Raw genomic sequence first — 22704 nt, 5'->3', positions numbered from 1 at the left:
CGGCAGCGCTGTCTGGCAGGCTCAGCCTGCGACGACCAGCTCGGCCAGGGACTCGACGATGTGATCCGGATGACTGCGCGCGATCGGCTCACCGTGGTTGTAGCCGTAGGGCACCGCCAGCGTCCGGAAACCGGCGGCGCGACCTGCCGCGATATCGTGACGTGAATCCCCGACCATCAACGCCTCCCGCGGCGCGACCCCCAGGCGCTCGGCCGCGAACAGCAACGGCGCGGGGTCCGGCTTGCGCGTCGGCAGGCTGTCGCCGCCCAACGCCAGCGCGAAGTGTTCCGCCAGCGAGAAATGCGAGAGCAGCGGTTCGATGAAGGTTTCCGGCTTGTTGGTGATCAGCACCACGACCACACCGGCCTGGTGCAACCCCTCCAGACAGTCACGCGCACCCGGATATAGCCGTGTACGCGAGCTGGGGTCCGCGGCGTAATGCGCCAGGAAGCACTGATGCGCGCGCTCGACCCGCGTCAGATCATCCGTCGCCAGACCATGCGCCTCAAGCGCTCGCTCCACCAGCACCCGCGCGCCATTGCCGACGAAGTCGCGCACGCGGTCTTCCCCGAGTGCCGACAAGCCTTCATCGACCAGCATCCTGTCGATCGCGTTGGCAAGATCCGGCACCGAGTCGATCAAGGTGCCATCCAGATCGAAGGCCACCATCTTGATGCCCCGCAATGCCGGATGCGCCAGCCCGTGATCGAGGCTCTGTACCTGCTCGGGTCGGGGCCCGAGAGCGTCCCCGCCACGCGCGGTATCGCAGGGCGTGGAAGTGGAATGAGACGCGGTCTGGACAGACGCCTCGTCGGAAGTCTGCATTACCGTCTTTTCGCTCACCTGGCCTCCTGAGATCACTCGCTGAATCCGGCTGTCACGGGACGAGAATCGTCCGCCATTCATCCACGCAACGCATGGTTTCATCTGTTTTGTTGGAAAAATCCGTAAAAAAATTACATTCCTTCACCCTGCCACTATTAGCACGCCAGCGGTCACGTTACCATAGCGCCATTCAGTCGACCGTCCCTCCGGGTGTGGCGCCAGTGACAACGAAAAAACGCGCAACCCGACGCTCCGGCGACAGCCAGTTTCTGCTTGTCCTTTTCGATCTTGTCACTCTCAGGAGCTCTCCATGGCTATTCCCCGCATCGTGGTTGTCGGCGGTGGCGCCGGCGGTCTGGAACTTGTCACCAAGCTTGGCCACAAGCTGGGTCGCAAGAAGAAAGCCGAAATCATCCTCATCGATCGCAATTCCACGCATATCTGGAAGCCTCTGCTGCACGAAGTGGCCACCGGCGTGCTGGATTCCGGTCTTGATGAGGTGTCCTACCAGGGCCATTCCAAGGCCCACGGCTACAAGTTCCAACGCGGGACTCTCGAAAGCCTGGAGCGCGAAGAGAAGCAGCTGACACTGGCGGCCATCCACGATGCCAACGGCACCGTACTGCTGCCCTCGCGCACCCTGAGCTATGACTATCTGGTGCTGTCGCTGGGCAGCGTGTCCAACGACTTCGGTACCCAGGGCGTCGCCGAGCACTGTCACTTCCTGGACAGCCCGCAGCAGGCCGAGAAGTTCCGTCGCGACATGCTCGACACCTTCCTGCGCTTCAGCGCCAATGGCGACAAGTGTGAGCGACAGCAGCTCAACGTCGCCATCATCGGCGCCGGCGCGACCGGGGTCGAACTGTCCGCCGAGCTGTTCGATGCCTCAAAGATGCTGCACAGCTATGGCTTCTCCTCGCTGGAGGATCGTCAGGTCAAGGTGCATCTGATCGAGGCCGCTCCCCGCATCCTGCCGGCCCTGCCGGAGCGCATCGGCAAGCCGGTCGCCAAGGAGCTGACCCGGCTCGGTGTGGACATCCACACTGACACCCGCGTGACCTGTGCCGACGAACGCGGCATCACCACGGCCGATGGCACTCTGATCGAGGCGGATCTGAGCGTATGGGCCGCCGGTATCCGGGCGCCGTCCTTCCTGTCGGAGCTGGGCCTGTCCACCGAGCGCAACCACCAGGTCAAGGTCCACCAGACCATGCAGAGCATCGACGATGACGCCATCTTCGCGCTCGGCGATTGCGCCAGCTGCCCGCAGCCGGATGACAAGCGCGTGCCGCCACGCGCCCAGGCCGCTCACCAGCAGGCCAGTCTGATGGTCAAGAACCTGCGTGCGGCAATGGACAACAAGCCGCTGAAGGAATTCGTGTTCAAGGATCACGGCTCGCTGATCTCGCTGGCGCACTTCGATGCCGTCGGCTCGCTGATGCGCGGCGCCTCCGCGCGCTCGCTGTTCATCGAAGGCCGCCTGGCCAAGTTCTTCTACGCCTCGCTGTATCGCATGCACCAGATGGCGATCCACGGCGTGATCAAGACCGGCATGACCGTGATCGTGGATGGCCTGAATCGCTACCTGCGTCCGAAGATGAAGCTGCACTGATCACCTGTTCAGAACGAAAAACGCCCCCGACGGTCTCCGTCGGGGGCGTTTTCATTCAGGCACTTGTGCGTTCAGGCACTTACCCGAGCAGGCTCTCAAGCGTCAGTTCGCCGGCAATCAGGCGCCGCTTGGCGGAGACACTCAGCTGCTTGACGCGGTACTCGAGCTTGAGCGCCCGCGAGCGATCCCCGACCGCCTGTTGATAACACAACGTCAAGGGCCCCTTGCCACGCAGGGCACGCGCGCCCCGCTTGCCGCCGGCATGCTCGCTCAGGCGACGCGTCACATCGGTACTGATGCCGGTATAGAGGCGCCCCTGGGCCGTCTCGAGGACATACAGCCACCACTCGGATGACGTCTCGCCCGTCTGCGCCGCCGCGTCCGCGACACGCGGTTCTCCCGGCACAGTCGCTTCCGGCACAGTCGCTTCCGGCATGGCCGGATCAGCCACGCACGCTGGCAAGCTCGGCACGCAGTTTCGCCAGCACGCTGTCATAGCGGTTGGCATCGCTGTCGCTGCGCGCATTGAAGATGGCGGAACCCGCGACGAAGGTGTCAGCCCCGGCACGCGCGATCTCGGCGATGTTGTCGACCTTCACGCCACCATCGATCTCGAGACGGATGTTGTAGCCGGAGGCATCGATGCGCCGGCGCGCTTCACGCAGCTTGTCCAGCGTTCCGGGGATGAAGGACTGCCCGCCGAAGCCCGGATTGACGCTCATCAGAAGGATCATGTCGACCTTGTCCATCACGTAATCGAGATAGGACAGCGGCGTGGCCGGATTGAACACCAGGCCGGACTTGCAGCCCGCGTCACGGATCAGTTGCAGCGAGCGATCGACGTGATCGGAGGCTTCCGGATGGAAGGTGATGAAGCTGGCGCCTGCCTCGGCGAAGTCGCCGATCATGCGATCCACCGGGGTGACCATCAGGTGCGCATCGATCTCTGCCGTGATGCCATAGTCGCGCAGCGCCTTGCACACCATCGGACCGATGGTGAGGTTGGGCACGTAATGATTGTCCATCACGTCGAAGTGCACGATATCCGCACCGGACGCCAGCACATCCTCGACTTCCTGCCCCAGGCGGGCGAAGTCGGCAGACAGGATCGACGGGGCAATCTTGAAATCATTCGGCAGTAGATCAGACATGTCATCAGGCGCCATCAGCAAGTGGAAGAGGCATTTTACGTCACCCTCTCACAAAAGACAGGCACTGTGTGAAGCGTCAGGCTGTCCCGGCACCAGCGCTTGCGTTCCCCTCTGCGCGACGGACGCCGTCGTCATCGAGGTTGAAATTGGTGCATTAGCATCTGATAGTAAAACGGTTCGTCTGGGTAGCCACTCCCGATGCGACTCACGACAGCACGTGGCGCACGCGTCACCGACGCCATGCAGCGACTCCAATAACGATAAAGGGACTACCACTCATGTTCGACACCCCTTGTGCAGCACGCAAGCGTCTGAAGACCTTCGCCGCGGCGGCACTACTGCCTCTGGCAGGTCTGCTGCCCGCCGCGATGCCGGCCGCCTTCGCGGACAGCAGCGCGATTCTGGAAGGCGAGCGTTTCCATCCGGTGGAAGGCAAGCATGGCATGGTCGCCACCAGCCATTACCTGGCCTCACAGGTCGCACGTGATGTTCTGGCGGAAGGCGGCAATGCCGTCGATGCCGCCGTGGTGGCCGGCTTCGCGCTGGCCGTGACCCAACCCCGCTCCGGCAACATCGGGGGCGGCGGTTTCATGCTGGTGTCCGATGAGAAGACCGGCAAGGTGGTCGCCATCGATTACCGTGAGAAAGCTCCGGCCGCGGCCAGCGAGACGATGTTCCAGGACGAGAATGGCGAAGCCGTGGCCGAGTGGTCTCGCTTCACGCATCGCGCTGCGGGCGTCCCCGGCACCGTGGCCGGTCTTGCCAAGGCATTGGAGGACTACGGCACCCTGACGCTCGAGCAAGCACTGGCTCCGGCCATCAAGCTGGCAGAAGACGGTTTCGTCATCCCGACCCGCTTCGCCAAGGGGCTGAGCGATGCCAAGGACCGCCTCGCCAAGTGGGACAGCACCGCCAAGGTGTTCTACAAGGCAGACGGCAGCAATTACGAGGCGGGTGAGCTGTTCAAGCAGCCGGAACTGGCCGCGACGCTCAAGCGTATCGCCGCCAATGGCCCGCGCGAGTTCTACGAGGGTGAGACCGCCAGGCTGATCGTCGCCGAGATGGATCGCCATGACGGCATCATGACGATGGATGACCTGAAGGCCTACGAGCCGGAAATCCGTGAGCCGGTCCATGGCACCTATCGTGGGTATGACATCTTCTCGATGAGCCCGCCCTCCTCCGGCGGTGCGCACATCGTCCAGATTCTCAACATGCTCGAGGGTGACGACATCCAGGCGATGGGCTTCAATTCCGCCGCCACCATCCACGTGATGGCCGAGGCGATGCGCCGCGCCTACGCCGATCGCTCCGAGTATCTGGGCGACACCGACTTCGTCGATGTGCCGCTGGCCGGCATCACCTCCAAGGACTACGCCAAGGAGCTGCGCGGCCAGTTCGACATGAACCAGGCCACGCCGTCCAGCGAGATCAAGCCCGGCAAGCCGCAGCCCTATGAATCCAATCAGACCACCCACTTCTCGATCGCCGATGGCAATGGCCTGGCCGTCTCCAATACCTACACCATCAATTTCAGCTATGGCTCCGGCATCGTGGTGGATGGCGCAGGCTTTTTGCTCAACAACGAGATGGATGACTTCTCCGCCAAGCCGGGCGTGCCGAATGCCTATGGTCTGATCGGTGGCGTCGCCAACAAGATCGAGCCGGGCAAGCGCATGCTGTCCTCCATGAGCCCGACCATCGTGATGAAGGATGGCAAGAACTTCCTCGTCACCGGCAGCCCCGGCGGCTCGCGCATCATCACCACCACGCTTCAGGTGCTGATGAACGTGATCGATCACGGCATGAACATCCAGTCGGCGGTCAGCGCTCCGCGCATCCACCACCAGTGGCTGCCGGATGAGATCCGCATCGAGGCGGGCATCAGTCAGGACACCATCCGCCTGCTCGAGGCGATGGGCCACAAGGTCGTCACCAAGGACGCCATGGGGGCCATCCAGTCCGTGATGATCCAGGACGGCACCTTCTATGGCGGTGCCGACCCGCGCCGCTCCACCTCCTCGGCCATGGGGCTTTGAGCGAGGCCACTCGCGCTGCGCCTGACGCTCTGAGCGATGCGTCATCTGCCTGACTGGTCAGGACCTGCGATACGGGCGACACTCCACGGTGTCGCCCGTTTTCATGTCGCTCGCGCTCAACCAGGTGCTCTCTTGTCCTCCTCAAAGTCTCTTTCCTCGGCCGATGCCCGTTGGCGGCAACTGGCCAGCCGTTACCCCGTCGCCCTCATCGCGCTGGCTCAGCTGTTCGGCACCAGCCTGTGGTTCACGCCCAATGCCGTGCTGACGCCAATGCTGGCGAGCTGGAACTTTGCCGGCGAGAGCGCTGGCGCTCTGGGGCAACTGACCTCCTCGGTACAGGGCGGCTTCATCGTCGGCACCCTGACCCTGGGGCTGGCGGGACTGGCAGACCGCTTCGCGGCACGCCACCTGTTCATGGCTTCGTGCCTGCTGGGGGCGCTGACCAACCTGGCGCTCATCCTCGCGCCGGGGCTGTTGAGTGCCTCGGCGCTGCGCGTGCTGACCGGCCTGGCGCTGGCCGGCATCTATCCCATCGGACTCAAGCTGATGGTACAGACGGCCCCGGACCGCGCCGGAGCTGCACTGGCCTGGCTGGTCGGCATGCTGGTGCTGGGCACCTCGCTGCCACATGGCCTGGCTGCCCTGCAACTCAGTGGCAGTTTCTCGCTCCCCTGGGGGGCGGCGATCGGCATGGCCTCGCTGCTGGCCGTGGCCGGGGCCGGACTGGTGGCCTTGCTGCCCGCTGTCGCCCCGCCCGCACCAGCGCCTGCCTCGACGCAGACATCCTTGCTTGCCCGCGCGACACGAGGGCTGGCCGCCTGGCGTCATCCCGGTTTCGTGCGCGGCGCGCTGGGCTACTTCGGCCACATGTGGGAGCTCTATACGCTGTGGGCATTGGTGCCGCTATTGCTGACGACCATGGCCAGACTCAACGGCCTCTCGCTCTCGGCCACGCAACTGGCGCTGCACAGCTTCATGGTGATCGCGGTGGGCGGGCCCGGTTGCGTGGTCGGAGGCTGGCTGTCGCGCACCCGCGGGAGTCTGTGGGTCGCGCGCCTGGGATTGGCGGGCTCGATGATCCTCACCCTGCTGTTCGTCGGTGCCATGCAACTCGAGGCCGGCTATGGCCTGCTGCTGGGCCTGCTGGCGCTCTGGAGTCTGATGGCCGTGATCGATTCCCCGCAATTCTCCGCGCTGGCGGCCGGCGGCACGCCCGTCGAGCTGCAGGCCAGTGCGCTGGCCTTGATGAATGCCATCGGTTTCAGCCTGTCACTGGTCTCGATCGCCCTGCTGACCCCGCTAATCGCCGCACAGGGCAGCCTGTTGCTGCTGAGCATTCTGCCCGGCCCCTTGCTGGGGCTGCTGGCATTGACGCGCCGGGTGCCGCCCGGCCAGTGAGCGTCGCCGAACGGGAACAGCCATGAGCCAGAATTTCCACTACTCACCCGGCGCGATCTGACCCTATACTCGCGCCCATCAATCCGGGAGCCTGCCATTCAGCCGGCTCTCGTGATCCTTCCACTGTTGACCGGCCACCGGCCCGGGAGCCCGAACGATGATGCGACACCTGCGTATTACCTGCATGAGCGTGGCCTTGATGGCCACGACCGCGCTACTCAGCGCCTGCGGCACCAGCCCGCAACGCCTGTACGTCAACCCGCAGGTTGGCGAGATGGGGGTGGTCGGCCATGGCCAGCAGGTGGTGGTGGAAGTGCGCGACGAGCGACCCTCTGAGCGCATCGGCACCCGTGATGGTGCCACCAACGCCTCCAGCTATCTGGTGGTCCCGACCGGCGATCTGACGCCCAAGCTGGAGGCACAGGCCATCAGCGCCCTGCGCCGTATGGGCTTCGTGCCGGTGACCGCCGAGCAGGCCAATGCCGGTGCCACCGAACTGACCCTCTCGCTGACCGAGCTGGCCTATGGCGTGAAGCGCGGCGGTCTGCTCACCGACACCGCGGCACTCAACGGAGTGATCCAGGCGGTCGCGGTCTCCGGCAAGCAGCGCTACACCGGCAGCTATACCGCCACGCGTGATCAGGGCTACGCCCTCAAGCCCAGCCAGGAGAAGAATACCGAACTGGTCTCTCTGGTGATCGGGGATGCCCTGACACGCGCCTTCCAGGACACCACCCTGATCCGCCAGCTGGACCAGTAAGTCCACTCGGGAGACGCGTCCAGCAGCCCCGCACCACCTGCTCGTCCAACGAAAACGCCACCGCCGCCCAATGGGCGGCGGTGGCGTTTCACGAGATGAGGCAGACCCGCCAGGCATCGCGGCGAGGTGGATCAGTCAATCACTCTCTGGGCCCCTTGCGCACCAGCGCCCAGACCGTCTCGCGCAAACCACGATCATCCGGCGCACGGCGCTCCAGCACCTCCAGCGTGAAATTGGCGCCCAACAGCCGCCGAATCTCCGCCTCCGAGACATGAAACGGCGGCCCTTGTTCACGTTCCGTGTCACGCTCGAGACTGATCAACAGGCCGCGAGCGCCGGGCGGCAACAGCTGAGCCAGATGGAAGGCATAACGCTGGCGAGTCGCCTCGGGCAGTGCAATCAACGCCGCACGGTCATAGAAGGCATCGAGATGATCGACATGATCGATGTGGAAGTGGAAGAAGTCTCCGCACCACAGCTCGACCGGCCCCTGACGGAAGCATTCGAAGTGATCCAGTCGATAGCGCGAGACATCCCCGACTCCCTCGGCCACGAAGGCCTCACAGGCCTGACGCGCAAGCTCGATCCCCAGCACCGGATGCCCCTGAGTCGCCAGCCAGCGCATGTCCAGACTCTTGCCACACAGCGGCACCAGCACCTTGGCCTGGGGCGCGACGTCGAGACGCGGCCACCAGCGCTCCAGCGCCGGATGGGGCGCCGGCAGATGAAACCCGATCCGGCCTTCGGCCCAACGCGCAAGCCAGGGGTCACTGGCCGGGGCATTGCCTGACACCAACGCTGACACGGGGTCATCTGCTGACATGGGAGAGCCCTCCTGGAATCTGGAGATGCCCGAGTGCGGCGACACTCGGGCGAGTGGAGACCTTCACGAATTACAGGAAACCGTGACGCTTCTTCTTGCGGCGCGGCAGGTGCGGCACGATCAGGCCGACCAGCAGTCCGGCACCGGCCACACCACCGCCATACATGAAGTAACGCATCAGCAGGTCCTGCTTCTGGGTGTCCAGCAGCGCCTGCATCTTGCGCATCTTGCTGCGGGCCTGCTCAAGCTCCGCGGACTGGCTGTTGCTGGAGGCTTCCAGCTCCTCGATGCGCGCCTGACGCGTCTCGAGGCCAGCCTTCATGTCCGAGACCCGGGTTTCCCACTCGTCATTGATGCCATCGAGCCTGGCCGTAAGCTCCTTGACCTTGCTGCTGAGGGCCGGCACTCGCGCATTGACGCTGCGCGTGTCCTGAAGGTCGGCGGAAGGCAGCCAGACCACGTCACCGCTGGCGGTGCGGATCTTGCTGTAGTCATTCTGGACGTCGAGCAGCTCGACCGGCTGCCCGGCCTCCACCGTGCCCACGATACGGTAACCATCGGTGGGGCCGCTGCGCACGAAGGTGGTGAGATTGTCAGAGACCCAACGCTCGCTCGCGGCATTGGCCAGCGGTGCAGACAGTCCCAGCATCAGGCTGCCGGTGACGCCAAGCCCAAGCAAGGCACGGCGCAATGAGCGCAGGCTCACGCTGCCGAGTGAACGAAGGGAAAAGGTGCTGAGAGTGAGTGATCGCATCATGTCGCGTTCTTCATGGGTGTCTGAGGGCGGTGGTCGCCGCTGACGAGCAGGCATCGGAATCGAGGCTTCCGAACGCATCTGCCGAACACCGTCGACCGCTTGTCGGCATGCCGTGGCATGCCTTGATCTGCCCATGCGCTGTCTGACAGGTTGCGTGACGCGAGGCTTCCTGCCTGACATCACTATACCGCTGGGACGTAGTAGATATTTCGCTGTCATCAGACATCCACACTTTCTGTGGATAAGTCTTGGGACAACGTGACGATGGAAGGTCCGCGCACGGCGAAATGCCTGCCTCGCCAACAAATCGTTTATTTTTTGACCAGCACCAGTGCCGCCACTGTCGGCATGAAAACCTCAATAAATCAAGCTATTGACAGCTGCCTGTTTGCCCTGCAACACGGGCTTGAGACGGATATCACACGCGGACGTCGCCAATCTGCCCGTGAGGATACCACAGCCACCCTCAGCCTGAAGCCATGCGTGCAAGCCTCTCGCCACTCCCGTCCCGCCCCCGACATTTCCATGAGAAACCCCAGAGCTTGCAGGGGCCGCCATGGTCTGAGGGCTGGCCGCATGCCCGTCAGACTCCTATACTATGCCGTCCTGATTTCGGCTCAGGCACGCATTGAGCATCACGTCTCAAGGCTGCCACGCCCTCGATTCCCGCCAGGCTCAGGCCTCGGGGCTCATTCATCACAAGTCGCGCCCCTTCTCCTGACCGCTTCTCAAGCCCTCCGCCACCCAAGGTGTCGAGAGCCGGGAGTGAACGAAGGTTCGGCGCGCAGCTCAGAGCGTTCACACAAGGCAATGGCGAAGAAACTCTTCATCAAGACCCACGGCTGCCAGATGAACGAGTATGACTCCGCGCGCATGGCGGATCTGCTCGGCGAATCGCACCAGATGGAAGTCACCAGCGACGAATCCGAGGCAGACGTCATCCTGCTCAACACCTGCTCCATCCGCGAGAAGGCGCAGGAGAAGGTGTTCCATCAGCTGGGACGCTGGAAGAAGCTCAAGGAGAAGAATCCGGACCTGGTGATCGGTGTCGGCGGCTGCGTGGCCAGTCAGGAAGGCGACAACCTGCGCAAGCGCGCGCCACATGTGGACATGGTCTTCGGCCCGCAGACCCTGCACCGCGTGCCGAAGATGCTCAATACGCGTCGCGAGAGCCTCAAGCAGATCTCCGTGGTCGACGTGACCTTCCCGGAGATCGAGAAGTTCGACAACCTGCCCGCACCCAAGAGCGACGGCGCCAGCGCCTTCGTCTCGGTGATGGAAGGCTGCTCCAAGTACTGCACCTTCTGCGTGGTGCCCTACACCCGTGGTGAGGAAGTCTCCCGTCCCTTCGAGAAGGTGATGGATGAAGTCATCCATCTGGCCGACCAAGGTGTGCGCGAAATCAATCTGCTGGGCCAGAACGTCAATGCCTACGCCGGCCTCAACCTGCTGGGCGAGGAGATCGACCTGGCCGAGCTGATCAGCTGCGTGGCGCAGGTCGAGGGGATCGACCGCATCCGCTTCACCACCTCGCATCCGCTGGAGTTCAAGGACTCGCTGATCGAGGCCTTCGGCGAGATCCCCGAGCTGGTCAGCCACCTGCACCTGCCGGTGCAGTCAGGCTCCAACCGCATTCTGGCGGCGATGAAGCGTGGCCACGAGCGTGATCTCTACATCGACAAGCTCGAGCGCATCCGTGCGCTGCGTCCGGACATCAGCTTCTCTTCCGACTTCATCGTCGGCTTCCCGGGCGAGACGGATCAGGACTTCATGGACACCATGGACCTGATCGGCCAGATCGGCTTCGATCACTCCTTCAGCTTCATCTACTCGGCACGCCCCGGCACCCCGGCGGCCAGCCTCGAGGATGATACGCCCGAGGAGGTGAAGAAGGAGCGCCTGATGATCCTGCAGGAGCGCATCAATCAGCAGGCGATGCAGATCGGGCGCAAGATGGTCGGCACCACCCAGCGCATTCTGGTCTCCGGGTTCTCGCCGCGCGATCCGGGCCTGCTGTCCGGGCGTACCGAGAACAATCGCGTGGTCAACTTCCGCGCCGCCAACCCGACCGAGCTGATCGGCTACCTGGTGGATGTCGAGATCACGGAGGCCTATCCCAATTCGCTGCGTGGCGAGCTCGCCTCTCCCTATCGCTATTGATCACTCGTCGCCCCAGGGATTGACGAGGCGCCATCAGCCCCCACTATCAAGCGGATAGCCACGTTGGCCGTACAGGACAATTGCCCTGTACGGCCATCGCGCATTAAGCTCTTCTCAACGACGTGGCAGCCGGGTTTCACTCAGGTGAATTCCTTGCCCACCGCGACTCACGCATTCACCTGCATCAGGACATTCGACGCCTTGAGCCACCAGCCCCAGCAAGCCAATCGCATTCTCAACATGACGCTCGAGCCGGCAGACCCACAGCGTCTGGCCAGCCTGACCGGTCAGCGCGACGAGCATCTCAAGCTGATCGAATCCCGACTCGGTGTCACCCTGCGCAACCGCGGCAACGACTTCCAGATCGCCGGTCCCTCGGCTGCCGTCAAGGCCGCAGCCAACGTGCTGGAGCACCTCTATCGCGAGACCGGTGCCGGGGAAGTCGATGCCGAGACCGTCCATCTCTTCCTGCAGGAATCCGGTGTCGAGGCACTGGTGGAAGCCGCGGAAGACCAGGACGTCAGCTACGGCGACGTGGTGATTCGTACTCCCAAGGTGCTGGTCCGCCCGCGCGGCTTCAACCAGCAGGGTTACGTCACCGAGATGCGCAACCACGACATCAACTTCGGCATCGGCCCGGCCGGTACCGGCAAGACCTATCTGGCCGTCGCCGCTGCGGTGGAAGCGCTCAACAATCAGGAAGTGCGCCGCATCCTGCTGGTGCGCCCGGCGGTCGAGGCCGGCGAGAAGCTCGGCTTCCTGCCCGGTGATCTGGCCCAGAAGATCGACCCCTACCTGCGCCCGCTCTATGACGCCCTCTACGAGATGCTCGGCTTCGAGCACGTCAACAAGATGATCGAGCGCCAGATCATCGAGATCGCCCCGCTGGCCTACATGCGTGGCCGGACGCTCAACAATGCCTACATCATTCTCGATGAGTCCCAGAACACCACGCGCGAACAGATGAAGATGTTCCTGACGCGCATCGGTTTCGGCTCCACCGCCGTCATCACCGGGGATGTCTCGCAGGTCGACCTGCCGCGTGGTACCCAGTCGGGCCTTGCGCACGTGCTGGAAGTGCTCAAGGACACTCCCGGGATCAGCATCACCCGCTTCCTCGCCAAGGACGTGGTGCGTCACCCGCTGGTGCAGCGCATCGTCGAAGCCTACGACAGCTTCGAGGCCGAGGAAGAGAAGCAGGAAGGCGAGCGTCGCGAGAAGCGCCAGGCCGAGCGCGAGGCGCGCATGGCGGCACTCAATGCCCAGGGCAGCACGCCGCCCTTCGAGAACAGCTCGTCCAGTGACAGACCCTCCGGCAATGGGGGTGCTCAGTGAGCCAGGCACCTGCCGTGGTCGTGGACCTGCAACTCGCTGTCACCGAGAGCGAGATCGATGGCCAGCCGTTGCCGGCGAGCCATCAGCTCGAGGCCTGGGTGGCCGCGGCGCTGGCAGGGGCCATGGCTGATGACGCCCTGCAGAGTGACGGCGAGGTGGATGACACCCCCTACGAGCTGACCGTGCGCCTGGTGGAAGAGGAAGAAAGCCGCGGGCTCAACCGCGACTATCGCGGCAAGGACTCCTCCACCAATGTGCTGTCCTTCCCGCATGAGCCACTGGATCTCGACGACTTCGCCCTGCCAGCCGAACTGGCGGAGCGTTTCGCCGAGGAAGCTCCGAGATTCGATGACGGTGAAGACGTCGGCCTCGACGGCCAGCCTCAGGGCGACGCCGCTGACGACGATGTCATGCTGGAGTCAGGTGGCGTGGGGGATGCTGAGGCGCCGCAGACCCCGGAACTGATGACGGCTGAGGATGAGGCCGCGGATGAGGCGGACGACGCCTCGCGCTTTCTCGGCGACCTCGTCATCAGCGTACACGTCGTGGCGCGGGAAGCGGCCGCTCAGGGCAAGTCCCTCGAGGACCATTTTGCCCATATGCTCGTGCATGGCACCTTGCACTTGCTAGGTTATGACCATATCGAGGACGATGACGCCGAGCATATGGAAGCCCTCGAGCGTGACGTGCTGGCAGGGCTGGGCATTGCCGACCCCTACCGGGAAGAGAATCAATGATGCCGATGCCCTTTCGCATCGGCAGCACCCGCCGTCGGGTAATGCCTGGTTCGTCCAGGCGTCACCCGGCAGCCCCGATACCCCCACGACGATGGGGTATCGCCACCGAGGAAAAGAGAAACTAACGCATGAGCGAAGACCGATCGGGAAGCCATTCGAAATCCTGGCTCGATAAGCTGTTCGGCGCCTTCTCAAGCGACACCGACGAACCCAGCTCCCGCAGTGAGCTGCTTCAGTTCCTGACCGAGGTAGGCCCACGCCTCAATCTCGATCAGGACGCGATTGCCATCATCGAGGGCGCGCTGGAAATCAGTGACCAGCAAGTCCGCGAGGTGATGATCCCCCGCTCCCAGATGCAGGCTATCCAGGTCGATCAGCGTCCTGAGGAGTACCTGCCGCTGATCCTCGAATCGGCGCATTCCCGCTATCCCGTCATCGACGAGAACCTCGACGAGGTGCTCGGCATCCTGCTGGCCAAGGACCTGCTGCCGCTGATCCTGCAGAACGACAGCGAGCGCAAGCGCTTCGATCTACGCGAAGCCATCCGTCCGGCCATGTTCATCCCGGAGTCCAAGCGCCTCAACAGCTTGCTCAAGGAATTCCGCGAGACCCGCAATCACATGGCGGTGGTCATCGATGAATACGGCGGCACCGCAGGCCTGATCACCATCGAGGACATTCTCGAGCAGATCGTCGGCGACATCGAGGATGAGCACGACACCGATGAGGATGAGGATATCCGTGAGCTGGGCGATGGCCAGTTCGCCGTCAGCGCCCTGACCACCATCGAGGACTTCAACGAGCACTTCGCCACCGACTTCCCGGATGAAGAGTTCGATACCATCGGCGGTCTGATGATCCAGCGCTTCGGTCACATGCCACGTCGCCAGGAGTCGACCGACTTCGCCGGCTGGCGCTTCACCGTGCTCAATGCCGACAACCGTCGCATTCGCCAGGTGCAGGTCTGCCGCCTGGAAGATGCCACCGGTGATGCCCCGCCCTCCGCTGAGCATCGCGCGCACATCAGCGGTGAGTGACGCATGGCGCTGATGCCAGGCTGAATCGATAGAGGACAATGCCAGACATGCCCGACGGTGTGTCTGGCATTTTACAAGGAGAGCGGCATGTCCGAATCACCTCACCCGGCGGCCTTCAGGGGCACGTCGTCGTTGAGCAATGCGCTGGGCCACCTGCTGGCTCTGATCGCCGGTGTCTTGATCACCCTGAGTTTCGCCCCCTTCGAGCAATGGTGGCTGGGCCCGGTGGGTGCGGGGCTGCTCTACGGCGCCCTGCGCATGCCGAGCGGTGGCTTCCTGCGCGCCTGGTGGTATGGCGTCGGTCTGTTCGGCAGTGGCGCCAGCTGGGTCTATGTCTCGATCCATGACTACGGCTATACCGGCATGCCGCTGGCCGTGCTGCTGACGATGCTGTTCGTCGCCACCATGGCGCTGTTCCCGATGCTGTGGATGGGGCTGTGGCAACGCTTCTGCTCACGCCAGCTGGACGTGCTGTCGTTCGCTGCCGTCTTCGTCATCAGTGAGCTGTTTCGCACCTGGGCCTTCACCGGCTTCCCGTGGCTGCTGCTGGGCAACAGTGCGGTGGGGTCGCCGCTGGCCAATTGGGTGCCGATACTCGGGGTCTACGGCGTCTCGCTGATCATCGCGCTGTCCGGTGCGTTGCTGTGGAACCTGGCGCTCAGGCGGCGCTGGCTGACCCTCGTGCCATTGGTGGTGCTGTGGGGGGCGGGTCTGCTGCTGCCGACCAGCTGGACGCATCCCGGCGGAGAGCCGGCACGCGTCGCGCTGCTGCAGGGCAACCTGCCGCAGCTGATCAAGTGGAGCGCCGAGGGCCAGCGACGCGCGGCCAATACCTATGCCGCGATGACCCGTGCCGTGCAGGACGATGCCGACCTGATCGTGTGGCCGGAAACCGCACTGCCGATGCTGCGCGATCAGGCCGAGCCCTTCCTGGAACGCATCCAGGCGACGCTGCCTCCCAAGACCGGGCTGATCACCGGCATCGTCGAGCGCGACGCCGACAACCGCTTCTACAACAGCGTGATTCCCATCGATGACCCTTCGGCCCAGTATCGCAAGGAACATCTGGTGCCCTTCGGAGAATATGTGCCGCTGGAGAGCTGGTTGCGTGGCATCATCGGCTTCTTAGACCTGCCGATGTCGAGCATGCAATCAGGCGACAGTCAGCAGGAACCGCTGTTCGTGAGCGGGCTGCGTATCGGGGTCGCCATCTGCTACGAGATCGTCTATCCGGAGCTGGTTCGCCAGCGGGCGCTGAGCTCGACCGTGCTGCTGACCGTGTCCAATGACACCTGGTTCGGTCACTCCATCGGGCCACTCCAGCACCTGCAGATGGCACAGATTCGCGCACTGGAAAACGGACGTTTCCTGCTGCGCGCGACCAGCAACGGGGTGACGGCGATCATCTCGCCACAGGGGGAGATCATTGCCCGCGCCCCGCAGTTCGAGGAGGCGACCGTCACCGGCGACATCCGCCTGCAGCTGGGCATGACGCCCTGGATGCGCTTCGGACTGCTGCCGATATGGATTCTGGTGGGCCTGCTGCTGGCACCGAGCCTGATGCTGGGCATCGGTGAACGTCTGGCGGCACGCCGTGGCATGAAGGCGTCCAGCTGATACGCTGCTCCCCCTATCCGCTGCCGGGAGATGCCCGGCAGCGCCTCTGAACAAGCGAGACCATCATGGGCTTCACCGAGTTTCTCGGCATCATCAAGGACCTGATACTGCCACCCGGCGGCCCGCTGCTGCTGCTGATCCTGACCATGCTGATCCTCAAGCGCTGGCCGACTCTGGCGCGGGCGTTGATGGCACTGGCCATTCTGGGCATGTGGCTCCTGGCGTCGCCGGTCGTCTCCACACGCCTGATGGCCGGGCTTGAGCGCATTCAGCCCAGTGCACCGGCGGAATGGATTCAGGCTCAGGCGGTGGTCGTGCTGTCCGGTGGCCGTTACTACAATGCGCCGGAGCTGCAGGGACGGGACCGGATCAACGGCGAGACGCTCAGCCGGCTGGACGAAGGCGTGCGGGTCGCGCGCAATGCCGAGCTGCCGATCCTGCTGACCGGCGGCAAGGTCTCGTCATCGGACGATGGCACCCTGGCGGAACTGATGCAGCGCTCGCTGATCGATGAATTCGATTACCCGGCGCGCTGGCTTGAGAACCGCAGCGAGAATACCCAGCAGAATGCGCGCTACACTCGCGAGATGCTCAAGGAAGACGACATCAACAAGATCGTGCTGGTCACCAGTGCCTGGCACATGCCGCGCGCGATGCGCAACTTCCAGAATCAGGGCTTCCGCACCATCATTCCGGCCCCGGTGGGATACACCACCGTCTCCGGGCTGGGAATCGATGCCTGGATTCCCAACAGCTCCGCGCTGACCCAGTCACGCTGGGCACTGCACGAGTGGATCGGCTGGCTGGTGGGTCGCTAGACGCATCGAGGCCACCGACCAGAGACACGACGGGCTGCCCATGGGCAGCCCGTCGTGTCTCTGGTCATCAATGCCACCCTGCCACGCTCACGCTCTCAGGTGACCTCCTGCATCCAGCTGGCCTGCCTGAGCCAGGGCCCCAGCTGGCGACGCTGGAAAGCCGGGTCCCGCGTCCATTCATCGCATCCGACATGGGCATTGCCCGCGGGAAGCTCACCCAGCACATCATCGGGAAACGCCAGGCTGGCGCGCGAGTTCACCTTCAGCGAATAACAGCGGTCATGGCTCATGAGGCTGGTACGCAGATAGCGCCAGACGCGCTCCTTGAGAAACCATTGATCGATGTTCGGGGTTTCCACCTGCCGGGGACTCCAGTCCGCCAGCATCCCCTCCATCGAGGGCAGCACCCCGGCGACACCTCCCCAGAGTCCCGCCAGCACGAGATCGGTATGCGTCCACCAATCGCGCATCACATGGAAGAAGCGCCCGGAAGTCAGCCACATCTGCACGGCTCGTACCTCGCGAAGACTGATGACACTGTCGCAGTCCCGCACCAGGAAATAGCCAACGCCGGGATCATCCGCGACCGCAAATCGCCAGCACAGCCGCTGTCTGAGTGAGTCGGTCTTCGGACGTTCCACCAGCTCGGCGTCCAGCTGCCGGGCGATGTCCAGAAAATCCTCTGGCACACTGTCGTCGTGATACAGCCGCACCTGCCAGCCCGGGTAGAGCACCGGTGCCAGCAACAGGTTATGCAACATGCCATTCAGATAACGCGGCCCCTGGCCCCAGAGACCATAGGACAGCACTCGCCGCTTGCCGGCTGCCACCGCCGATGGGGCACTGGAGGGCAATGCCCAGTCCTTGGCAAGCGGCTGGTCTCCGTACGCGACATCCTTGAGCTCCAATGCGCGACTGCCGAAGCCACGTGCCTGAGCATGGCGCCCCAGGCGTGCACAGCAGGAGGCCAATGCATCGAACAGTACCGGATTGCGGCTTCCTCCATCGACCAGCCTCTGCCCAGCGGCGATGGCCCCTGACGCATCACCCGCCCGCGACAGGCATACCACCCGATTGAGGGCGATTTCTTCATCCTCGGGGCATTCATCACAACCCTGGCCGAGTATCTGACCGGCAGCGCGATAATCCCCCAGCAGGAACAGGTAGTAGGACACCTGCTTGAAGAGGCCCGCGGCACGCGGGCGAGCCTGTTGATTGAAATGCGCGATCATGCACTGGACGGCTCGGGCGCGATGCCCTGCCGTCCACTCCTGATGCGCTGGCAGGAACCAGTCGTGCGGTGTCGCCATCAGTCCCGGGGGTCCGCATCGGTTGATGACGCGGGTTGCGGCGCCCCGCGTGCGAAGAAACGGTGCCCACAGGCATGGCAGGGCTCCAGTACGCTGGGGCGCGTCAAGGTCGTGATGGCCTCGCAATGCACGCAGTGCAGCAGCCCCGGCGCGATGACTTCTCCACTGGTGTAGTCGGCGCGAGCGGCCTCGAGGTCTTCCTCGAAGTGCGCGCGGTCCACCACGGTGCGATCCGCGATGGACATCAGCGCGGAACTGACGCTGCGCGACAGCACGTCGAGATCAATCCCCAGCCAGCTGGCGACCCCTTCGCCACCGGCCGCCAGGTGGCGACGGAATTCCTGCATGTCCCGCTCGACCCAGGCACGCAGCAGCGCCAGCTCGTCACGGGTGAACTCCTCGACCTCGGCCTCGAACTTCACCGCTTCATCCAGCTCGGCCTTGAGCCCTTCCCAGGACAACTCGCCGCTGCTGTCTTCCAGACGCGTCAGGATTCGCCCATAGGCATCGCCGAGACGTCCTTCCCCTTCGCCCTGCGGCTGGCGGGAGGGCATCGGGGTATCTTCAAAGCCGCTGTCATGCGAGGACGTAGTGGCACTGGCGGGATCGTGCGGATCACGGGGTTCACGTGGTTGGCTCATGGACTCTCCTTGTATCATCAGCGTCTCCCGGTCTGCGGGAGGCATGGGGCGCTCTCTCAAGCATGGTGGTGTTGGCGTTGCTTCACAAGCCACACCCACTCGTGGCCGCCTGCAGGACGTGACGCAGGTCAGGATATCGCGTCACCCTGTCAAGACCGGTCTCACGGCGGGCCATGGCAGTCGCCTCCCCTACCTGAGGCCTGGCGTCTGGGGTAGACTTGACCCCATCGCTGACAGTGGCGGCCTTGCCAAGCGGACCGCCCATCTCTTCACGCCCTGCCTGCCCGCTTGGACAGGTACAGGCCAACGCCAAGGTAGCAACGGACCCGATGGACTCACAGGATACGTCTCAACAGTACGCTCCCGACCAGATCGAACAGGCTGCCCAGCAGTACTGGGAGAAAAATCAGTGCTTCAAGGCGGTGGAAGATGCCAACCGCGAGAAGTTCTACTGCCTGTCGATGTTCCCCTACCCCAGCGGCAAGCTGCACATGGGGCACGTGCGTAACTACACCATCGGTGACGTGATCTCGCGCTTCCAGCGCATGCAGGGCAAGAACGTGATGCAGCCGATGGGCTGGGATGCCTTCGGCCTGCCGGCGGAAAATGCCGCGATGAAGAACAACGTCGCGCCGGGCAAGTGGACCCACGAGAACATCGCCTACATGCGCGATCAGCTCAAGGCGCTGGGCTTCGCCTACGACTGGAGCCGTGAGTTCGCGACCTGTGATCTCGAATACTACCGCTGGGAACAATGGTTCTTCGCCAAGCTGGTCGAGAAGGGAGTCGTCTACAAGAAGAGCTCCATCGTCAACTGGGACCCGGCGGACCAGACCGTGCTCGCCAATGAGCAGGTCATCGACGGCCGTGGCTGGCGCTCCGGCGCGCTGATCGAGCGCAAGGAAATCCCGCAGTGGTTCCTGCGCATCACCGACTATGCCGAAGAGCTGCTGGCCGACCTCGACAAGGTCGAGTGGCCGGAACAGGTCAAGACCATGCAGCGCAACTGGATCGGCAAGTCGCGCGGTGTCGAGCTGAGCTTCGGCCTCGATGCCAAGGCAAGCCAGGTGCAGGAATCCCTGACCGTCTTCACCACGCGTCCGGATACCCTGATGGGCGTGACCTACGTCGGTGTCGCCGCCGCTCACCCGCTGGCCAAGGCCGCGGCAGAGCACAATGCCGAGCTTGCCGAGTTCAACGCCGAATGCGCGCGTGGCGGCACCAGCGAAGCCGACATGGCAACCATGGAAAAACGCGGCATGGATACCGGCTTCAAGGCCATCCATCCGCTGACGGGCCGTGAAGTGCCGGTCTACGTCGCCAACTTCGTGCTGATGGAATACGGCACCGGTGCCGTGATGGCCGTGCCGGCCCACGACGAGCGCGACCACGAATTCGCCACCAAGTACGGCCTGCCCATCGAAGCCGTGATCGCCGATGCCGACGGCAACGCGCCTGACGTCAGCGACGCCGCCTTCACCGAGCACGGCGTGCTGATCAACTCCGGCGACTTCAATGGGCTCGACTTCGAGAGCGCCTTCGATGCCATCGCCGCACGTCTGGTCGAGCAGGGCCGTGGTGAGGTCAAGACCAACTTCCGCCTGCGCGACTGGGGCGTCTCGCGTCAGCGCTACTGGGGCGCGCCGATTCCGGTCAAGAATGGTCCGAATGGCGAATCCATCCCGCTGACCGACGACGAGCTGCCGGTCGAGCTGCCACTGGAAGTCGAATTCGACGCCTCCGGCGGTTCGCCGATCAAGAAGATGCCGTCCTTCAGTGACCTGGGCGATGGCTGGCAGCGCGAGACCGACACCTTCGACACCTTCATGGAGTCCTCCTGGTACTACGCGCGCTTCTGCTGCGCGGACAATGCCGAGGCCATGCTGGACGAGCGCGCCAACTACTGGCTGCCGGTCGACTACTACATCGGCGGCATCGAGCACGCCATCCTGCACCTGCTCTACTCGCGCTTCTTCCACAAGCTGATGCGGGACTTCGGCCTGGTCGACAGCGATGAGCCGTTCAAGCAGCTGCTGACCCAGGGCATGGTGGTCGCGGATACCTACTACCGCATCAACGAGAAAGGCGGCCGCGACTGGTTCAACCCGCTGGACGTGGACGTCGAGACCGACGACAAGGGCCGTGCCATCAAGGCCGTGCTGAAGTCCGATGGCCTGCCGGTGGAGATCGGTGGCACCGAGAAGATGTCCAAGTCCAAGAACAACGGCGTGGACCCGCAGTCAATGATCGACCGCTTCGGCGCCGACACCGTACGTCTGTTCATGATGTTTGCCGCACCGCCCGAGCAGTCGCTGGAGTGGTCCGATTCCGGTGTCGAGGGCGCGCATCGCTTCGTCAAGCGCGTCTGGCGCCTGGTTCACGAGCACGTCGCTGCCGGCACCCCGGCCGCGTTGGACGTGGCAGGCCTGAACGATGACCAGAAGGCGCTGCGTCGCAAGACGCACGAGACCATCGCCAAGTGCAGCGATGACATCGGCCGCCGTACCACCTTCAACACCGCCATCGCGGCCGTGATGGAGCTGGTCAACGCCATCAGCCGCTTCGAGGACGCCTCCGAGCAGGGCCTGGCCGTCAGCCGTGAAGCCGTCGAGGCCTGCGTGCTGCTGCTGTCACCGATCATCCCGCATGCCAGCCACTCGCTGTGGGCGACACTGGGCCACGAGGAAGCCGTGATCGACGCCAGCTGGCCGGTCGCGGACAGGGATGCGATGAAGAAGGACAGCATCGAGCTGGTCGTGCAGGTCAACGGCAAGCTGCGGGCGCGTCTGTCCTTCGCCGCCGATGCCGACCGTGATGCCATCGAGGCTGCTGCCCTGGCAGATGCCAACGTCACCAAGCACACCGATGGCAAGACGGTGCGCAAGGTCATCGTGGTACCGGGCAAGCTGGTCAACATCGTCGCCAACTGAGGCGATACCGGGGCACGCCCCGCACCCGGCGCCTTGGCGCGTCGGGCTCCTGCCAGCCATCCGCATCCTCTTGCGGATGGCTGGCAGCCAAATTTCGTGCGCGGCATGACTTGCGGGAATCTCCGGAGCATGCAGCGCTCTCGCAGGACATTCATGACACTCGTTCATGACAGGAGGTCACGGTGACGCAGGCGAATTCCAACAGTGCATCAGTGGACGCATCACGCAGCCCCGGCGAGACCGCAGCGTCAGCTGCCCCGCGCCGGTCGGCTCCTCGCCGCCTGATGGCGGCCATTGGCGTCGGCGTCGCGCTGACGTTGAGCGGCTGTGGCTTCCAGCTGCGCGATTACGACGCCACGCCGATGGCCATCACCGAACTCGATGTCCATGCACCGAACACCGATACCCACGACGCGCTGCGCGAAGCGCTCAAGCAGGCCGACATCCGCCTGAGCGATGATGCACCACTGCGCCTGAATCTGGGCAAGCTGAATGAAGACGTCCATCAGATCACCTTTGGTGATGCAGGCAGCATCAAGCGCGAGCTGACCTATCGTGTCGTCTACTCGCTGCAACGCAAGTCGGACGGCGCCTACCTGGCCAACCAGCAGGAGCTGGAAGCCAGCAGCGACTACTACACCAACGACGACAACCTGCTCAACACCGATGACGTGCGTGAACGTGCCGGTGAGCAGAATGATCGTGAGCTGAGTCGTCAGCTGATGGACCGCCTGCGCGCCATCACCCCCTGAAC

At 63.9% G+C, this 22704-nt stretch carries 19 protein-coding genes; 12 read left to right on the top strand and 7 right to left on the bottom strand.

Going from position 1 to position 22704, the window contains the following annotated elements; genetic code table 11:
- Nucleotides 1-21: 21 nt before the first annotated feature.
- A complete protein-coding gene (locus tag BOH68_RS03075) occupies nt 22-669 on the bottom strand; it encodes a phosphoglycolate phosphatase (RefSeq protein ID WP_077373077.1) in 648 nt (215 codons plus the stop codon).
- Nucleotides 670-1135: 466 nt separating this feature from the next.
- Between BOH68_RS03075 and BOH68_RS03070 the strand changes: the two genes are divergently transcribed.
- Complete coding sequence (locus BOH68_RS03070) at nt 1136-2437, top strand: NAD(P)/FAD-dependent oxidoreductase (RefSeq protein ID WP_077371416.1); 1302 nt, start codon at nt 1136-1138, stop codon at nt 2435-2437.
- Between the two features lie 79 nt (nt 2438-2516).
- Here the strand turns inward: BOH68_RS03070 and BOH68_RS03065 are convergent, their stop codons facing one another.
- Together BOH68_RS03065 and rpe are read right to left on the bottom strand one after the other, a co-directional pair.
- The gene (locus BOH68_RS03065; protein ID WP_077371413.1) at nt 2517-2873 is read right to left on the bottom strand and encodes a GIY-YIG nuclease family protein; all 357 of its coding nucleotides are present in this window, start codon (nt 2871-2873) and stop codon (nt 2517-2519) included.
- Nucleotides 2874-2880: 7 nt separating this feature from the next.
- A complete protein-coding gene (gene rpe / locus BOH68_RS03060; RefSeq protein WP_077373074.1) occupies nt 2881-3588 on the bottom strand; it encodes a ribulose-phosphate 3-epimerase in 708 nt (235 codons plus the stop codon).
- A 368-nt stretch (nt 3589-3956) separates the two neighbouring features.
- Between rpe and ggt the strand changes: the two genes are divergently transcribed.
- The 3 genes from ggt (at nt 3957) to BOH68_RS03045 (ending at nt 7785) form a co-directional block, all read left to right on the top strand.
- Nucleotides 3957-5627, top strand: a complete 1671-nt coding sequence (gene ggt / locus BOH68_RS03055) for a gamma-glutamyltransferase (RefSeq protein ID WP_254696590.1) — start codon at nt 3957-3959, stop codon at nt 5625-5627.
- 132 nt (nt 5628-5759) lie between these two features.
- The gene (locus tag BOH68_RS03050) at nt 5760-7025 is read left to right on the top strand and encodes an MFS transporter (protein ID WP_258038144.1); all 1266 of its coding nucleotides are present in this window, start codon (nt 5760-5762) and stop codon (nt 7023-7025) included.
- 157 nt (nt 7026-7182) lie between these two features.
- The gene (locus BOH68_RS03045; protein WP_077371405.1) at nt 7183-7785 is read left to right on the top strand and encodes a YajG family lipoprotein; all 603 of its coding nucleotides are present in this window, start codon (nt 7183-7185) and stop codon (nt 7783-7785) included.
- Between the two features lie 139 nt (nt 7786-7924).
- On the opposite strand, the gene tmpT is transcribed toward BOH68_RS03045, so the two are convergent.
- Together tmpT and BOH68_RS03035 are read right to left on the bottom strand one after the other, a co-directional pair.
- The gene (tmpT, locus tag BOH68_RS03040; protein WP_077371402.1) at nt 7925-8608 is read right to left on the bottom strand and encodes a thiopurine S-methyltransferase; all 684 of its coding nucleotides are present in this window, start codon (nt 8606-8608) and stop codon (nt 7925-7927) included.
- Nucleotides 8609-8678: 70 nt separating this feature from the next.
- Nucleotides 8679-9365: a TIGR04211 family SH3 domain-containing protein gene (locus BOH68_RS03035; protein ID WP_307722825.1), complete on the bottom strand. Its 687-nt coding sequence runs from the start codon at nt 9363-9365 to the stop codon at nt 8679-8681.
- Nucleotides 9366-10175: 810 nt separating this feature from the next.
- On the opposite strand from BOH68_RS03035, the gene miaB reads away from it, so the two are divergent.
- The 6 genes from miaB (at nt 10176) to BOH68_RS03005 (ending at nt 17069) form a co-directional block, all read left to right on the top strand.
- Nucleotides 10176-11525, top strand: a complete 1350-nt coding sequence (miaB, locus tag BOH68_RS03030; protein ID WP_077373068.1) for a tRNA (N6-isopentenyl adenosine(37)-C2)-methylthiotransferase MiaB — start codon at nt 10176-10178, stop codon at nt 11523-11525.
- A gap of 201 nt (nt 11526-11726) precedes the next feature.
- Complete coding sequence (locus BOH68_RS03025; protein WP_373996114.1) at nt 11727-12860, top strand: PhoH family protein; 1134 nt, start codon at nt 11727-11729, stop codon at nt 12858-12860.
- Nucleotides 12861-12982: 122 nt separating this feature from the next.
- Complete coding sequence (gene ybeY, locus BOH68_RS03020) at nt 12983-13597, top strand: rRNA maturation RNase YbeY (RefSeq protein WP_181013916.1); 615 nt, start codon at nt 12983-12985, stop codon at nt 13595-13597.
- Between the two features lie 128 nt (nt 13598-13725).
- Nucleotides 13726-14634, top strand: coding sequence for an HlyC/CorC family transporter (locus tag BOH68_RS03015; protein WP_077371396.1), 909 nt, complete (start codon nt 13726-13728; stop codon nt 14632-14634).
- An 87-nt stretch (nt 14635-14721) separates the two neighbouring features.
- The gene (gene lnt / locus BOH68_RS03010; RefSeq protein ID WP_077371393.1) at nt 14722-16251 is read left to right on the top strand and encodes an apolipoprotein N-acyltransferase; all 1530 of its coding nucleotides are present in this window, start codon (nt 14722-14724) and stop codon (nt 16249-16251) included.
- Nucleotides 16252-16316: 65 nt separating this feature from the next.
- Nucleotides 16317-17069, top strand: a complete 753-nt coding sequence (locus tag BOH68_RS03005; RefSeq protein ID WP_077371390.1) for a YdcF family protein — start codon at nt 16317-16319, stop codon at nt 17067-17069.
- Between the two features lie 95 nt (nt 17070-17164).
- Here BOH68_RS03005 and BOH68_RS03000 read toward each other — a convergent pair whose 3' ends face one another.
- Both BOH68_RS03000 and BOH68_RS02995 read right to left on the bottom strand, forming a co-directional pair.
- Nucleotides 17165-18379, bottom strand: a complete 1215-nt coding sequence (locus tag BOH68_RS03000) for a tetratricopeptide repeat protein (protein ID WP_077371387.1) — start codon at nt 18377-18379, stop codon at nt 17165-17167.
- Nucleotides 18379-18933, bottom strand: a complete 555-nt coding sequence (locus BOH68_RS02995; RefSeq protein WP_077373062.1) for a zinc ribbon-containing protein — start codon at nt 18931-18933, stop codon at nt 18379-18381. The genes BOH68_RS03000 and BOH68_RS02995 overlap by 1 nt, the downstream gene beginning before the upstream one ends.
- Nucleotides 18934-19349: 416 nt before the next feature.
- On the opposite strand from BOH68_RS02995, the gene leuS reads away from it, so the two are divergent.
- Together leuS and BOH68_RS02985 are read left to right on the top strand one after the other, a co-directional pair.
- Nucleotides 19350-21950, top strand: coding sequence for a leucine--tRNA ligase (leuS, locus tag BOH68_RS02990; protein ID WP_077371384.1), 2601 nt, complete (start codon nt 19350-19352; stop codon nt 21948-21950).
- A 182-nt stretch (nt 21951-22132) separates the two neighbouring features.
- On the top strand, nt 22133-22702 hold the full coding sequence (locus tag BOH68_RS02985) for an LPS-assembly lipoprotein LptE (protein WP_077371380.1): 570 nt from the start codon (nt 22133-22135) through the stop codon (nt 22700-22702).
- The last annotated feature ends 2 nt before the right edge of the window (nt 22703-22704 follow it).

Source organism: Cobetia sp. MM1IDA2H-1 (assembly GCF_002916775.2).
Taxonomy (GTDB): domain Bacteria; phylum Pseudomonadota; class Gammaproteobacteria; order Pseudomonadales; family Halomonadaceae; genus Cobetia; species Cobetia marina.
The sequence above is the reverse complement of the archived record's forward strand: the minus strand, read 5'-3'. Positions and strand labels throughout refer to the sequence as shown.

What these genes read in the sequence shown, in the direction of transcription:
- BOH68_RS03070 (WP_077371416.1), top strand. Translation starts at nt 1,136, where the DNA reads ATGGCTATTCCCCGCATCGTGGTTGTCGGCGGTGGCGCCGGCGGTCTG.
- BOH68_RS03075 (WP_077373077.1), bottom strand. Translation starts at nt 669, where the DNA reads ATGGTGGCCTTCGATCTGGATGGCACCTTGATCGACTCGGTGCCGGAT.
- BOH68_RS03065 (WP_077371413.1), bottom strand. Translation starts at nt 2,873, where the DNA reads ATGCCGGAAGCGACTGTGCCGGAAGCGACTGTGCCGGGAGAACCGCGT.
- BOH68_RS03000 (WP_077371387.1), bottom strand. Translation starts at nt 18,379, where the DNA reads ATGGCGACACCGCACGACTGGTTCCTGCCAGCGCATCAGGAGTGGACG.
- BOH68_RS03035 (WP_307722825.1), bottom strand. Translation starts at nt 9,365, where the DNA reads ATGATGCGATCACTCACTCTCAGCACCTTTTCCCTTCGTTCACTCGGC.
- BOH68_RS02995 (WP_077373062.1), bottom strand. Translation starts at nt 18,933, where the DNA reads ATGCCCTCCCGCCAGCCGCAGGGCGAAGGGGAAGGACGTCTCGGCGAT.
- ybeY (WP_181013916.1), top strand. Translation starts at nt 12,983, where the DNA reads ATGGCTGATGACGCCCTGCAGAGTGACGGCGAGGTGGATGACACCCCC.
- BOH68_RS03005 (WP_077371390.1), top strand. Translation starts at nt 16,317, where the DNA reads ATGGGCTTCACCGAGTTTCTCGGCATCATCAAGGACCTGATACTGCCA.
- lnt (WP_077371393.1), top strand. Translation starts at nt 14,722, where the DNA reads ATGTCCGAATCACCTCACCCGGCGGCCTTCAGGGGCACGTCGTCGTTG.
- leuS (WP_077371384.1), top strand. Translation starts at nt 19,350, where the DNA reads ATGGACTCACAGGATACGTCTCAACAGTACGCTCCCGACCAGATCGAA.
- tmpT (WP_077371402.1), bottom strand. Translation starts at nt 8,608, where the DNA reads ATGTCAGCAGATGACCCCGTGTCAGCGTTGGTGTCAGGCAATGCCCCG.
- BOH68_RS03015 (WP_077371396.1), top strand. Translation starts at nt 13,726, where the DNA reads ATGAGCGAAGACCGATCGGGAAGCCATTCGAAATCCTGGCTCGATAAG.
- miaB (WP_077373068.1), top strand. Translation starts at nt 10,176, where the DNA reads ATGGCGAAGAAACTCTTCATCAAGACCCACGGCTGCCAGATGAACGAG.
- BOH68_RS03045 (WP_077371405.1), top strand. Translation starts at nt 7,183, where the DNA reads ATGATGCGACACCTGCGTATTACCTGCATGAGCGTGGCCTTGATGGCC.
- ggt (WP_254696590.1), top strand. Translation starts at nt 3,957, where the DNA reads ATGCCGGCCGCCTTCGCGGACAGCAGCGCGATTCTGGAAGGCGAGCGT.
- rpe (WP_077373074.1), bottom strand. Translation starts at nt 3,588, where the DNA reads ATGTCTGATCTACTGCCGAATGATTTCAAGATTGCCCCGTCGATCCTG.